11 protein-coding genes are annotated in these 14,323 nt (G+C 69.3%); all 11 read right to left on the bottom strand.

Features of this window, described 5'->3' with window-relative positions; translation table 11 throughout:
- Positions 1–2 precede the first annotated feature (2 nt).
- Positions 3–1,136: an ABC transporter permease gene (locus QN163_07785; GenBank protein MDR5683910.1), complete on the bottom strand. Its 1,134-nt coding sequence runs from the start codon at positions 1,134–1,136 to the stop codon at positions 3–5.
- A complete protein-coding gene (locus QN163_07780; GenBank protein MDR5683909.1) occupies positions 1,133–2,653 on the bottom strand; it encodes an ABC transporter ATP-binding protein in 1,521 nt (506 codons plus the stop codon). Before QN163_07780 ends, QN163_07785 begins: the two co-directional genes overlap by 4 nt.
- Before the next feature lie 68 nt (positions 2,654–2,721).
- Positions 2,722–3,801 carry a BMP family protein gene (locus QN163_07775; protein MDR5683908.1) on the bottom strand — a complete coding sequence of 360 codons (1,080 nt, stop codon included), beginning with the start codon at positions 3,799–3,801 and terminating at the stop codon, positions 2,722–2,724.
- Between the two features lie 93 nt (positions 3,802–3,894).
- Positions 3,895–6,240, bottom strand: a complete 2,346-nt coding sequence (locus QN163_07770; protein MDR5683907.1) for a DNA translocase FtsK — start codon at positions 6,238–6,240, stop codon at positions 3,895–3,897.
- Entirely contained in the window at positions 6,237–7,052 is an 816-nt protein-coding gene (locus QN163_07765; protein ID MDR5683906.1) for an undecaprenyl-diphosphate phosphatase, read from the bottom strand. Before QN163_07765 ends, QN163_07770 begins: the two co-directional genes overlap by 4 nt.
- Before the next feature lie 115 nt (positions 7,053–7,167).
- Positions 7,168–8,835: a ribonuclease J gene (locus QN163_07760; GenBank protein MDR5683905.1), complete on the bottom strand. Its 1,668-nt coding sequence runs from the start codon at positions 8,833–8,835 to the stop codon at positions 7,168–7,170.
- A 39-nt stretch (positions 8,836–8,874) separates the two neighbouring features.
- Positions 8,875–9,768 (bottom strand): 4-hydroxy-tetrahydrodipicolinate synthase, encoded by an 894-nt coding sequence (gene dapA, locus QN163_07755; protein ID MDR5683904.1) that lies wholly within the window; start codon positions 9,766–9,768, stop codon positions 8,875–8,877.
- A gap of 79 nt (positions 9,769–9,847) precedes the next feature.
- A complete protein-coding gene (gene dapG / locus QN163_07750; GenBank protein ID MDR5683903.1) occupies positions 9,848–11,122 on the bottom strand; it encodes an aspartate kinase in 1,275 nt (424 codons plus the stop codon).
- Positions 11,119–12,159 carry an aspartate-semialdehyde dehydrogenase gene (locus QN163_07745; GenBank protein MDR5683902.1) on the bottom strand — a complete coding sequence of 347 codons (1,041 nt, stop codon included), beginning with the start codon at positions 12,157–12,159 and terminating at the stop codon, positions 11,119–11,121. The genes dapG and QN163_07745 overlap by 4 nt, the downstream gene beginning before the upstream one ends.
- Before the next feature lie 3 nt (positions 12,160–12,162).
- Positions 12,163–12,984, bottom strand: coding sequence for a 4-hydroxy-tetrahydrodipicolinate reductase (dapB, locus tag QN163_07740; GenBank protein ID MDR5683901.1), 822 nt, complete (start codon positions 12,982–12,984; stop codon positions 12,163–12,165).
- 28 nt (positions 12,985–13,012) lie between these two features.
- A complete protein-coding gene (locus QN163_07735; GenBank protein ID MDR5683900.1) occupies positions 13,013–14,296 on the bottom strand; it encodes a pitrilysin family protein in 1,284 nt (427 codons plus the stop codon).
- Positions 14,297–14,323: the final 27 nt, after the last annotated feature.

Raw genomic sequence — 14,323 nt, 5'->3', positions numbered from 1 at the left:
CCTCAGCCGCCGGGCTCCAGCACCGGTCCGGCGGCTGCGACGACGCGACCGGCCTCGCGCTTGCGCACGTTGCGGACGTAGCGGGTCAACAGTTCGTACGCTACCACGATCGCCAGGATGATCACCGCCTGGAGGATCGTAATCACCTCCCGCGGCACGCCGGCGAAGACCTGCACGCCCTGCGCGCCCCGGTCTAGGAACGCGATCAGCAGCGCTGAGGGGATGACGCCCAGGGGGTTGTTTTTGGCGAGCAGCGCGATGGAGATCCCCAAAAACCCCAGCCCCTTCGGAAAGTCGATGTCCAGGTAGCCGAAAAAGCCCAGCACGTCGTTGAGCCCGACCAGTCCCGCGACCGCCCCGCTGAGCATGAACATCGTGAACTGCACGCGACCGATGCGGATCCCGCCGGCCTCCGCCGCGTCGGGGTTGAGTGCCATCGCCCGCACCTCGTAGCCGAACCGCGTGCGGCTCAGCAAGAGGTACAGTGCGATCGCCAACGCCACTCCGACCGGCAGCAGCCAGTTGAGGCTCGAATATCCCGGGATCTGAAAACCGATCGCGTCGAGCACCCCCCGCATCGACGGGATCCGCGCCGTCGGCTCGAAGATCGGCGTCCGGACCCGTGGCGTCCCAACCTGGGTCGGGTCCCGCAAGACGTCGGTGAGGAAGTAGAGGATCGTGGCGGCGGCGATGTGGTTCATCATGATCGTCGTGATGACCTCGTGAGCGCCCCGCCGCAGCTTCAGTGCGATCGGCACCAGTGCCCACGCCATCCCGCCGATCACGGCGGCCGCCATGGTCAGCGGCAGGTGGACCACGGCCGGCAGCCCCTTGACGCCGAACGCGACCACCGCGGCGCAAAGAGCGCCGATGTAGTACTGCCCCTCGACGCCGATGTTCCACAGGGCTGCACGGAAGCTGAGGGCCACCGCCAATCCGGCCAGGATGAGCGGCGTGGTCTTGAAGAGGATCGAGGCGATGCTGTCGGCGCGGGTGACGTTGAACCGGATCATCAGCGTATACACGTCGAGGGGGTTCTTGCCGATGGCGAGGATGATCGCCGAGGAGACGAGCGCACCGAAGAGGATCGCCAGCAGCGGCGTGCTCAACTGCAGTAGCCACAACCTCGCGCTCACGTGCCCGCCTCCTGCCGCCGCGCCCCGGTCATGTACAGACCCAGCTCGGATGCCGTGACCGCCTCGGCGGAGAACTCCCCAACGAGTTCGCCTCCGAACATCACGCCGATCCGGTCTCCCAGGGCGAGGGCCTCGTCCAGATCGGACGAGACGAGCACCACCGCCATCCCCTGCGCCTTGGCTTCCAGGACCTTCCCGCTGACGAACTCCGTCGCACCGATGTCCAAGCCCCGCGTCGGCTGCGCTGCGACGAGCACCCGGGGCTCGAAGGCGAACTCCCGCGCCACGACGACCTTCTGCTGGTTCCCGCCCGACATCGCCAGAACGGGCGTGCGCGTGGAGGTCACACGGATGTCGTACTCGTGGATCTTCTGCTGCGCGAACGCATCCACGGCACGATCGTCAAGCACGAAGCCGCGCCCGAACACCGGGCGCACGTGGTGACCGAGGATCACGTTCTCGCGCATCTCCATCGGCAGCACCAGCCCGCGCCGGTGCCGGTCCTCCGGGATGTGCGCGGTGCCCAGCATCCGGATCTCGCGGGCGTCCAGGTGCGTTGCATCGGCGCCGCAGATCCGCAGCGAGCCCCCGGCGATCGGTCTCAAGCCCACCAGCGCCTCCACCAGTTCCGTCTGACCGTTGCCTTCCACACCGGCGATCGCGTAGATCTCCCCGGACCGCACCGCAAACGAGACGTCGCGCACTGCCACGCGCCCTCGCGTCCCGAGCACGCGCAGCCGATCGGCCTCCAGACGCGGCTCGCCGGCGGCGACCTGCGGGCGCTCCAGACGCATCAGAACCGGCCGGCCGACCATCATCTCGGCCAGCCGCGTCTCGTCCGTCTGGCCGGCCTGGACCGTCCCGATCATGCGTCCGCGCCGAAGCACGCTAACCCGATCCGCCAGCGCGAGGACTTCGTCGAGCTTGTGGCTGATGAAAATAATCGTCTTGCCGCCCTCGCGCAGCCCGCGGAGGTTCCGGAAGAGGTCTTCGACCTCCTGGGGCGTCAAGACGGCGGTGGGCTCGTCGAGGATCAGCAGCTCCGCCCCGCGGTACAGCACCTTGAGGATCTCCACGCGCTGCTGCTCGCCCACCGACAGCGAGGACACCGGTGCGGAGGGGTCCAGGCGGAAGCCGTACCGGTCGCTGAGTTCGCGCACGCGTCTTTCGGCCTCCCGCCGCGACAGCACCCCCGAGGGTTCGGATCCCAGGATGACGTTCTCGGCGACGGTGAACGCGGGGATCAGCATGAAGTGCTGGTGCACCATTCCGATCCCCAGCATGAGTGCGGTGCGCGGACCGGCCATCCGGACAGGACGCCCACGGATCAGGATCTCGCCCTCGTCCGGCTGGTACAGCCCGTACAGGATCTTCATCAGTGTGCTCTTGCCGGCGCCGTTCTCGCCGACGATCGCGTGGATCTCCCCCCGTTCCACCCTCAGCGAGATGTCGTCGTTGGCGACCACGCCGGGGAACCGTTTGGAGATGCCGCGCAGTTCGAGGAGAGTCTGCGTCATGTCGGTGAAGACAAAGCGAGAGCGGGCGCGCCCCAGCCACCCGCTCTCGCCTCGTGCGTCGCCGCCTCCTAGCGGCGCAGCGTCCTGAGGAACTCTTCCAGTTCCTGCCGGGTGGACGGCACCCGGATCTCACCGGCCACGATCTTCTGCTTGAGTTCCTCCAGGCGCGGCTTGATGTCGGCGATCATGTCGCGGTTGTAGTCGTTCTCGGCGTAGCCCACGCCGTCGTCGGCCAAGCCGAAGTTGCGGTAACCGCCCTTAAACTGCCCCTCGACCAGGGCCTTGATCGTCTCGTAGACGGCCACGTCGACGCGCTTGAGCATGCTGGTGAGGATGTGCGGTCGCTGGTCTTCCTTCACTGTCAGCGACTGATCGGCGTCCACCCCGATCGCCAGCCGCCGCCTCTCGACGGCCGCCTCGAAGACACCGATCCCCGTGCCGCCGGAGGCGTGGTAGATGATGTCCGCGCCGCGATCGTACTGGGCCAGGGCGAGCTCGCGGCCCTTGACCGGGTCCCGGAACGCCTCACCGGTTGTGCCCGCGTAGTCTGAGAAGACCTCGATGTGCGGGTTGACGTATTTGGCGCCTGCGATGAAGCCCGCTTCGAACTTCTCGATCAGAGGGATCCTCATGCCGCCGACGAAGCCGACCCTGCCCGTCTGGGACTTCATCGCCGCCGCGGCCCCCACGAGGAACGATCCCTCGTGCTCGTTGAACAGCAGGCAGACGATGTTGGAGTCCTCGTTCAGTTCCTCGATGAATCCGTCTACCAGGCCGAACTTGACGTTGGGGAACTCCTCCGCCACGCGCTTGATGCTGTCGGTGAACAGGAACCCGATCCCGAACACCAGCGCGAAGCCCTCGCCGGCCAGCAGCCGCAGGAGCTCCTCGCGGTTCTCCCCACCCGCGGCCGGTTCGAGGTCCCGGGTCTCGATGCGGTCGCCGAACTCTTGCTGGGCACGCTCCAGACCGGCGAAGGCCATGTCGTTGAACGAGAGGTCTCCCCGGCCGCCGACGTCGTACACGATGCCGACCCTGATCTTCTCGGCCGTCGGCTGGGCGGCCTGGCGGGGCTGGCAGGCCGCCGCGAACAGCAAAGTCGTCACAAGCACGGCTACGAACGAACGTATATGTGGCTGAAGCCTCATGCGCTCCCCCTGGGCTAGGTTTGAGCAATCGTCGGAAGACTTCTCCGCCACGGTCGGGCGTCCCTGCGGGAAGGCCGCGGGTGGATCGTCGGTCTACGGGGTCTGCGCGGTGGCCGAAAACAGCCGGTCCACTTCCTCCAGGCCGATTAGCACCTCTCGGGGGTTGCTGCCCTGGGGCGGGCCGACGATGCCACGCGCTTCGAGCTGGTCGACGATCCGGGCGGCGCGCACGTATCCGATCTTCATCTTGCGCTGCAGCAGCGACACCGAGCCGTAGCCTGTCTGGACGACGATCCGGGCGGCCTGCCCGAGCAGTTCGTCCTCTCCTTCCTCTCCCACTTCCTGCCCGTCGGCCTGCAGCAGGGAGTCGTCGTAGGCGGGTCGGCCCTGATCCTTCCAGAAGTCCGCGATGCGCTCGATCTCCTGATCGGAGACGTAGGCACCCTGTACGCGGGTCGGCCGGTTCGCTCCGGTCGGCAGGTAGAGCATGTCGCCGCGCCCCAGCAGTTTCTCCGCCCCCGGGGTGTCGAGGATCGTGCGGGAATCGACCATCGAGGAGACCGCGAACGCGATCCGAGATGGGATGTTTGCCTTGATCAGCCCCGTGATCACATCCACCGACGGGCGTTGGGTCGCGACGACGAGGTGGATCCCGGTGGCGCGCGCCATCTGGGCCAGGCGGACGATGCTGTCCTCGAAGTCCGCCGGGGCGACCATCATCAGATCGGCCAGCTCGTCGATCACGACCACCACGTACGGCAGGAAGCCATCCTGGCCCTCGCCGAGCTTGTCACCGGACACTGCCTCCATCGCCCGCACGCGCTCTTCTGAGGACAACGCGTTGAAGGCCTGCACGTTGCGCGCCGTCGCCGCGGCGAACACCTCGTAGCGCCGCTCCATGCCGGCGATGATCTTGCGCAGCTTGGCGGCGGCGTCCTTCGCGCTGCGCACGACGGGGATGAGCAGGTGAGGAATGTCGTCGTAGTGCGTCAGCTCCACGCGCTTGGGGTCGATCATCACGAACCGAACCTGGTCCGGCGTCGCCCGCATCAGGACGCTGGCGATGATCGTGTTCAACGTGACGCTCTTGCCCGATCCCGTGGCACCCGCGATGAGCAGGTGCGGCATCTCCACGAGGTTGGCGACGACCGGATAGCCGGCGATGTCCTTTCCGAGCGCGACCAGCAACGGGTCGGGGTGGCCGAACTCGGGCGCGTCGAGGATCTCGTGCAGGGTGACCAGCGCCGCCTTTTCGTTGGGGAGTTCGATGCCGACCGCGGACTTGCCGGGGATGGGCGCTTCGATCCGTACCGACTGGGCCGCCAGCGCAAGCGCGATGTCGTTGGTCAGGCTCGTGATGCGCTGGACCTTCACGCCCGGCGCCGGCTGCAGTTCGTAGCGCGTCACGACCGGGCCCTGCTCCCAGCCCACGCACTTTACCTCGACCCCGAACGAGCGCAGGACGGCTTCCAGGCTCCGGCCGACCTCCTGCGGATCGAGCTTCTGGCGGCCGCGGCCAGGAGGGGAAGGCTGGAGGATCGAACGCGGTGGGACGGTCCACGGACCGTGCGAGGCGGCGTCCGGCTCGAGGGCGAGGGCTTGCTGGCGCACCTTCGGTCTGGGCTTCCGGGCCAGCGCGGTCTTCGGCTCGGGGGCGTCCTGGGCGGCCGGAGCCTGGGCGGCGGGCTCGCTTGACAGCTCTGGGGCGCACAGCACGAACTCCGGTGCGGGGGTCTGTTCTCCGCGACGCTCTTCGTGCCTGGGTACGATCCCCCACAACCAAGACGCGACCCCAACCACCGCCCCCACAATCCAGGTCCACGCCGCCGCCGCCGCTCTTCCAATCGTGCGCGCGACTCCCGGAACCGACCGCCAAATCGCCGCTGCGGCGCGCAGCACGCCCAGGGCCACGGCCTCGATCACGCGCAGGGGGCTCAGGCGAGTGACCAGGAAAAACGCTGCCACTGCGCCGAGCGCCACACCAACCGCGGGGCCGGGATCGCCCAGCAGCCTCCTCCACAGCCACGCCTGCGCACCGCCCACGCTGCCGCCGCCGTGTCCGCTGGCGCCTTGCGCCATCTCGCGGCCGGGTTCCAGGGGGAGGTGTTCGGCGAGCAGGACCGTGAGCAGCAGAACGAGCAGCCCTGCCAGACGCTTCGTCAGGCGCGGGCGCTCCACCACCAGCAGCACCAGACCGGCCAGCGCCAGCAGGACCGGTACCGCCCAGGCGTGCAGCCCGAACAACCACCTCTGCCAGGAGGCGAGGTAGCGGGGAATCACGCCGCCGGCGCCGGGGATCAGGCTCGCCGCGGCCACCAAAGCTGCGGCGAGGGCGAGCGCTCCGACCGCGCGGCGCCGGGACGTCGGTCGCGGCCGACTCCTCCGAGCCGCCGGATGCCGCGTCGCCGCCCGTCGGGCGGCCACCACGCGACGGCTCATGTCCCACCCCGGGCGACGCCCACGGCGAGCATCACCAGCCCCACGCCCCAGCAGTAGTAGGAAAAACGCCCCAGCCGCCCCCGGCGCACGAAGTCCACGAGCCACAGGATCGCGGCCGTGCCGGCCACCAACGACACCGCGAAACCCACAGCAAACTCGCCGGGTGTGTGTCCGTGCGCGAGCGCAACACGCCACTCCTTGGCCAGCGAATATCCGCCCGCGCCCAGAATCGCCGGCACCGATGCGAGAAAGGAGTAGCGGGCGGCGTCCTCACGCGCCACGCCGCGCCACAGACCTGTCGCGATGGTGACGCCGGAGCGCGAGATGCCCGGAAGGATCGATACCGCCTGCGCCAGCCCGATCAGGCCGGCGTCCCAAAGGGTCATCGCGTGCATCGGTCGGCGCGCGCGCTCGCGGGCGAACCACAACAGGAACCCGGTCACCAACAAAGCCCCCGCGGTCCACGTGACCGAATCGAAGACCGCCCGCAGGGGTCGCTCGAACACCAGCCCCGGTGCGGCCGTCACGGCGGTGGTCAGCGCGATTAGCCACACCACCCGCCCCGCCCGCGGCGTCCGGATGTCCAGCGGCGCCCGCAACCAGTCGGTCACGATGGCGAACAGGTCGCGCCCGTACAGCACCAGCACGGCCGCGACGGTGCCCAGGTGCAGGACCGCCTCCAGCAGCACGCCGGGCCGCTGCAGCCCGAGCAGGTACTGGGCGAAGACCAGGTGGGCGGAACTGCTGACCGGGAGGAACTCGGTCAGACCCTGTACCGCGCCGAGCAGCGCGAGCTGCCATGCCTGCGACATCGTTGCTCCGTTGGACGCTGCGTCGCCTCTGCCGTTGCGTGCTCAACCCATCAGACTACGACCTGGGCGCGCGGGTTTCCTCCCACGGTCCCGTCGGCTGCCACGAGCCGGCTCCTCACACTTCCACGAGCAGTGGCAACACCATCGGCTGGCGGCCGGTGCGCTCATACAGGAACTTCGCCAGGGTGTCGCGGATCTCGCCGCGAACGGCTCCGAAGTCCGTCTGCCCCTGTTTGCGGCAGCGCGCAACGGCGTTGCGCACCTGCTCTTCGGCCCTGCGGATCAAGTCGGCGGCCTCCCGCTCGTAGACGAATCCGCGGGAGATGACCTCGGGTTCCTGCACCAGTCGACCGGTCTGGCGCTCGATCGCCACCTGTGCGATCACCACGCCGTCGCGGGCCAGGTGCTGACGGTCACGCAGCACCACCGTGCCGACGTCACCGACGCCCAACCCGTCCACGAGCACGTTCCCGACATCCTCGCGGCCGGCCACCCGTCCGGTGCCGTTGCGGAACTCGAACACCGTCCCGTTCTCCCCCAACAGCACGCGGTCGGCGGGGATGCCGACTCCTTGCGCCAGGCGTGCGTTGAGGACGAGGTGGCGGTACTCCCCGTGGACCGGCACTACGTAGCGCGGCCGCAGCAGGTTGATCATCATGCGCAGTTCCTCCTGCGCGGCGTGCCCGGAGACGTGCACGCCGGAGTCCGGCCCGTAGACCACTTCGGCCCCCTGGCGGAACAGATAATTGATGGTGCGCGCGACCATCGCTTCGTTGCCGGGGATCGGGGAGGCGGAGAAGATCACCGTGTCACCGCGCTTGAGCCGGACCTGCTTGTGCGACCCGGTGGAGATCCGCGTCAGGGCCGCCAGCGGTTCGCCCTGGGATCCGGTGACGAGGATCAGGACCTTGCCGTCCGGCAGCCGGTTCGCCTGCTCCACGGCTACGTAGGCACCCTTGGGGATGCGCAGGTAGCCGAGGTCGACCGCGGTCCCGATCACCTCGACCATTCCGCGGCCCACCGCGGTGATTTTGCGGCCGGTCGCCGCACCGGCGTCGAAGGCCTGCTGCAGCCTGTGGACGTTGCTGGCGAACGTGGTGAGGAGGATGCGGCCGCGGATGCGCGGGAACAGCTCGGCAAAAGCGTCCCCGACCACACGCTCGGAGGGCGTCATGCCCACCCGCTCGACGTTCGTGCTGTCCAGCAGCAGCGCGAGGACCCCCTCTTCCCCCAACGCCGCCAGGCGTGCGACGTCGGTGGGCCTGCCGTCGATCGGCGTCTGATCGAACTTGAAGTCGCCGCTGACGACGACCGTGCCGCCGGGCGTGTGGACCGCGACGCTGCATGCGTCGGGGATGCTGTGGCCGACCCGGATCCACTCAGCCTCGAACGGGCCGATCCGGACCCGCTCCCGCGGTCGGACGGCGTGGAAGTCCTTGTGCCCCTCGCTCTTCGCGCGTGCCAGCCCGACGGTCAACTTGGTGCCGTAGACCGCCGCGGGCAGGTCGCGCAGAAGGAACGGGAGGGCGCCGACGTGGTCCTCGTGCGCGTGGGTCAGCAGCACGCCGGTCAGGCGCCGCCCGCCCTTACGCAACGGGCCGAAATCGGGGATGACCAGGTCGACGCCGTACAGTTCCTCTTCCGGGAACATCACACCGGCATCGACGAGCACGACGTCGGAGCCCCACTGGATCGCGGTGCAGTTCTTCCCGATCTCGCCCAAACCACCCAGCGGCACGATGCGCAGCGTGCCGGTGCCTGTTGTCCTGCGTCTGCGAGGCATCGGGCCGTGGAGCGGTCGGTGGTCAGCCGCCTCGCCGAGTTATGCGACGGGGGCGCCGACCGTTTCGCGCAGGACGGCCGCGATCTGGGCCTGCTCCGCCTCCGTCGCCGGGACCAGCGGCAGGCGCGGCTGGCCGATCGGAAAGCCGCTGAGCTCCATCGCGGCCTTCAGCGGCACCGGGTTGGGCGCGATGAACAGCGCCTTGAACAGCGGGAGCAACCGGAAGTGGATGCGCCGTGCCTCGGCCACCCGGCCGGCGTGGTAGGCGTCGATCATCTCTCCGATCTCCCCTCCCACCAGGTGCGAGGCCACGCTCACGACGCCGACTGCTCCGACGCTGCAGAACGGTAGGGTGAGGCTGTCGTCCCCGCTGTAGATCAGGAACGTCTCCGGGGTACGGCGCCGGATCTCCGAGACCTGCTCGAGACTCCCGGCCGCTTCTTTCACCGCGACGATGTTCGGCACCTCGCTCAGGCGCGCGATCGTCTCCGCAAGCATGTTCGTGCCGGTGCGGCCGGGGATGTTGTACATCATCACGGGGAGGTCGACGCTCTCGGCGATCGTTCGGAAGTGGCGGTACAGGCCTTCCTGCGAGGGCCGGTTGTAGTACGGAACGACCAGCAGCAGACCGTCGGCGCCCGCCCGCTTCGCCTCCCGGCTGAGGTGCACCGAGTGCGCCGTGTCGTACGTCCCGGTCCCGGCCAACACCGCGGCACGGGGACCCACCGCCTCCTTGACGATCCGGAACAGCCGGATCTTCTCCTCGTCGGTGAGGGTCGGCGCCTCGCCGGTCGTGCCGGCCACCACCAGGCTGTCGGTCCCGGTGTCCACCAGCCGCCTGGCGAGTTCGCCCGCCCGGTCGAAATCGACGGAGCCGTCAGGTGCGAACGGCGTGGCCATCGCCGTGATCACACGTCCCCAGTTCATCTCCATCGCCTCCCGCACACGGTCTGCTTAGGCTTTCCGCGCCGCCCGGGCAAACCCTTCCGGCAGGTGGGCGGCCGATGGGTCGTCAGATCGTCACCTCCTGCACCGAGTGTACCTCTGCGGCCAGGCGGAATTCGTCGTGCAGCGCCCGCAGTGCCGCCTCCATATGCTTGCGGTGCACCAGGCAGGAGATGGTCGTGTGCGAGTCCGCCGTCTCGAGGATGTCGATGCCGGCCGCCTGCAGCGCGCGCACCACCCGCATCATCACGCCGGGGACGCCTCGGATGCCGGCGCCGATGATCGAAACCTTGGCGCACGGACCGCTGCGCTCGACGTCGAATCCGCCGTCTTCCAGGAGCTGCTCCGCCCGATCGCCGTCTTCCTCGCGCACGGTGAACGCCAGCAGTTCGGGTAGGAGGTTGATGAGGTCGATGCTGATCCCGGCCTCGGCCAACACCCGCAACGCCTTCAAGGGCTCCTCGAGGCCGTCGCGCGCGCGGCGGCGCAGCCGGAGTTGCGTCACGTCCGGCAGGTGCGCCAGGCCGATCACCACGCGTCCGTCGTGGATCGGAACGTCGATGTCGGCGCCTCTCACGATCTCCGTCCCCCTTTGCGATCCGAGTTTGCGCACGATCAGCCGCACGCCGTGCTCGCGCCCGATGTCGGCCGCACGCGGGTGCAGGACCCGCGCGCCCAACCAGGCCATCTGCGAGACCTCGTCGTAGCTGATCCGCGGGATCGGCCGCGCGTCCGGGACGATCTGCGGATCCGAGGTCATCACACCGTCCACGTCCTTGAAGATCTCCACCAGGTCGGCGCCCAGCGCCGCTCCCATCGCGACGGCGGTCGTGTCACTGCCGCCACGGCCCAGCGTGGTGATCTCGCCGGTGGCGGTCACGCCCTGGAAGCCCGCCACGACCGGGATGCGCCCCTCTCCCAGCGCCCGCCACACGCGTCCCGGCCGGATGGTGAGGATCCGGGCATCGCCGAACTGTTCGCTCGTGAGGATCCCGGCCTGTGCTCCGGTTAGGGCGACGGCGGGGTGGTGTCTGCGGGTCAGGAGGTGGGCCAGCAACGCGGTCGAGATGATCTCGCCGCACGACAGCAGCAGGTCCAGCGTCCGCGGCTCGACGTCGGGGTCGATCTCCTTCGCCAGGCCCAGTAGCGTATCGGTGGCGTAGGGCTCCCCGGCCCTGCCGATCGCCGAGGCGACCACCACCACCTCGTGGCCGGCGGCGCGGGTGGCTTCGATCTGGCTGGCCACCCTGGCGCGACCTTCCTCGGTCTGCAGCAGCGTGCCGCCGTACTTCTGGACCACGATGCCCATGGGTTCGTGGTGCCGGTTCTCGGTACCGGTCATATCCTGGCGGGTCGGGCGTTGAAGTTCGGATCCAGGGTGATCAGTGTCTCCGCGACCTGGACCGCGTTCAGCGCCGCCCCCTTCCTCAGGTTGTCCGCGACCACGAAGAACGCCAGATTGCCGGCGCCGTCCAGGCGGATCCGACCGACGTAGGCGGGATCGCGGGCTGCGGCGCCCAGCGGTGTCGGGTAGCGGGAGGCCCGCGGTTCGTCCACAACCTCGATGCCCGGAGCCGAACGCAGGATGCGGCGCGCCTCCGCCGGATCCGGCGTTCGCTCGAAGGTCGCGTGGACGGCGACGGCATGCCCCACAAGCGTCGGCACACGGACACAGGTGATGCCCAGTTCCAGTGTGGGGTGGTCGAGGATCTTGCGGCTCTCGGCCGCCGCCTTCACCTCTTCGCTCGTGTGATCGCCCTCGCGCACCGAACCGATCGCGGGGATGACGTTCATCGCGATCGGATGTGGGAAGGCAGCCCCCAGGGACTCCGAGAGGGGCTCACCGCGCTCGACCACCGCCCGCATCTCCGCCCACAGCTGCTCGACGCCGGCCTGCCCGGCTCCGGACACCGACTGGTACGAGCAGGCGACCACGCGCCGCAGCCCGTAGGCGCGGTGCAGCGGCGCCAGCGGGAGCAAAAACGTCGCGGTGGTGCAGTTCGGATTGGCGATGATGCCGTGTGGGCGGTGGCGGACCGCCTCTGCGTTGATCTCCGGGATCACCAGAGGCACGTGGGGATCCAGGCGAAAGGTGGCGGCGTTGTCGATCACGACCGCGCCGGCTTGCGCCGCGCGGGGCACCCACTCCGCGGACACGGCGTCCGGGACGTCGAAGACGGCGAGGTCACAGCCTTCGAAGACCTCCTCGGACAGGGAGCGCACGACGTGCCCGTCGACGCGCCTGCCCGCCGAGCGCGCAGACGCCGCCAGGCGCAACTCCCGGACCGGGAACCGCCGCGACTCCAGGATGGTCAGCACCTGCCGCCCGACCGCGCCGGTCGCCCCGACGACGGTCACCACGTAGCCTCGCGCCGCCAACGCCTACCCTCCCTCCTCGATATGCAGCAGCCTCTCCAGCCCGACCACGAGCGAATCGAGCGCACCCACGCGGCGGATCGCCAGCAGCACGCCGGAGAGGAAGGACTCCTCGCTCACCGAGTCGTGCCGGATGGTGAGGGTCTGTCCCGGTCCGCCGAAGATCACCTCCTGGTGGGCGACCAGGCCGGGCAGGCGCACGCTGTGGACGCGAACGCCTGCCTGTGACGCCCCACGCGCACCGGGTGCGGTCTCTTCCTCCTGCACCGCGGGCTGCGGGACTCGGCCGCGCGCGGCGGCGATCAGGTGTGCCGTGCGCGCCGCCGTTCCGGATGGAGCGTCTCGCTTGCGGTCGTGGTGCAGCTCTATGATCTCGGCGTGCGGGAAGTACGCTGCGGCCCGCTGCGCGAACTCCATCATGAGCACAGCCCCCAGGGCGAAGTTCGGAGCGACCAGGCCGCCGATGTGTGCCTGCGCGCAGGCCTGGGCGAGTTCGTCCAGCCTCCCGGGCGCGTACCCGGTGGCTCCCACGACCGGACGCACCCCGACCCGAGCCGCTCGCACGGCGTTGTGCACCGCCCCATCCCCGACGCTGAACTCCACGAGGACATCGGCGACGCCCCCCAGCCGCCCGACACCCTCGGCCGGTTCGATCGCTACGCCCAGCGGCCCAGCCCCCGCCACCGACCCAGCATCCTGTCCGATGCCCCGCTGGCGACCGAAGGCGGCCACCAGGCGCATGTCGGGCTGAAAGGTCACCGCCCGGACCACCGCGCGCCCCATGCGGCCGGCAGCCCCACATACCGCGACGCGAAGAGGCTCGGTCATCCCTCCTCCGGCACCGATCCCTGCCGGGTCATGCCGCGGCCATCTCCAGCGCCCGGCGGACGATCGCCTCCGACCCCGCCGGGCCGATGGCGGCCAGGGCGGGCTCCCCGTCGAGGATCTGCGCGGCCAGGCGCTGGATGCGCTCGGCCGTGACCGCTTCGATTTCCGCGAGCACTTGGTCCAGGGTGATGCGGCGGCCGAAGTGCAGTTCGTTGCGCGACAGGAAGAACATGCGCGGCGCCGTACCTTCCAGCGACAGCATCAGGCCGCCCTTGAGCGAGTCCTTCGCGCGTTGCAGTTCGTCCGGCAGGACCGGCTGGTCGCGCAGGCGCAAAAGTTCGCGCAGCGTGATCCGCACGACCTCTTCGGCCCGCTCCGGGCTCGTACCAGCGTAGGCGCCGAAGGTGCCCGCGTCGCTGTACATGGTCGAAAACGTCCCGATGCTGTAGACCAGCCCGCGTCTTTCTCGCACCTCCTGGAACAGACGGGAGGCCATGCCCCCTCCGGCGATGTTGTCGAGCACGGACTGCACGAACCGGTCCGGATGCGCGGCGGGCAGACCCGGGTATCCCAGGCAGAGGTGCACCTGCTCGACGTCCTTCGGACGGAAGGCCGCGCTCGGACTCACCTGGGGGGCGACCGTCCGTCGCGGTGGGGCCTCCCCGGCCAGGCGCGAGAGCGGGGTACCGACCATCTCGACCAGGTCCTCGTGCCGCACGTCGCCCGCGGCCGCCACGAGGATCCTCTGCGGACGGTACTCCGACGCCACGAACTCGAGAAAGTCCGCCCGTCGGATCCGCGAGATCGTCTCCGTGGTTCCGATGACCGGCCGGCCGAGCGGGTCGCCCGACCAGATCGTCTCCAAGAACAGATCCTGGACCAGGTCGTCGGGGCTGTCCTCGTACATCTTGATCTCTTCGAAGATGACCTGGCGCTCCTTCTCGATCGCCTCCTCGCTGAACAGCGAGTCGGTCACCATGTCGGTGAGGATGTCCGCGATTCTGGGGAGGTGGTCGGACAGCACCCGGGCATAGTAACAGGTCAGCTCCTTGTCCGTGAACGCGTTCACCTGCGCGCCCAGCGCGTCCGTCTCCTCGGCGATCTGGCGGGCGGTCCGCCGCCGCGTCCCCTTGAACATCATGTGCTCGACGAAGTGCGCGATGCCGCTTTGGGACATCGGCTCGAAGCGCGACCCGGTCTGCGCCCAGATGCCCAGCGCGACGGTCCGGACGTCCGAGATGGTCTCGCTGACCACACGGATGCCGCCCGGCAGTGTGGTCTTGCGGTACTCGCTGTCTGGTCCAGCGGCCAAGTCGTGCTCCTTTGCTGCCAGGAAATG

The sequence above is a fragment of the Armatimonadota bacterium genome (assembly GCA_031432545.1).
Classification (GTDB): Bacteria; Sysuimicrobiota; Sysuimicrobiia; order Sysuimicrobiales; family Sysuimicrobiaceae; genus Caldifonticola; species Caldifonticola tengchongensis.
The sequence above is the reverse complement of the archived record's forward strand: the minus strand, read 5'-3'. Positions and strand labels throughout refer to the sequence as shown.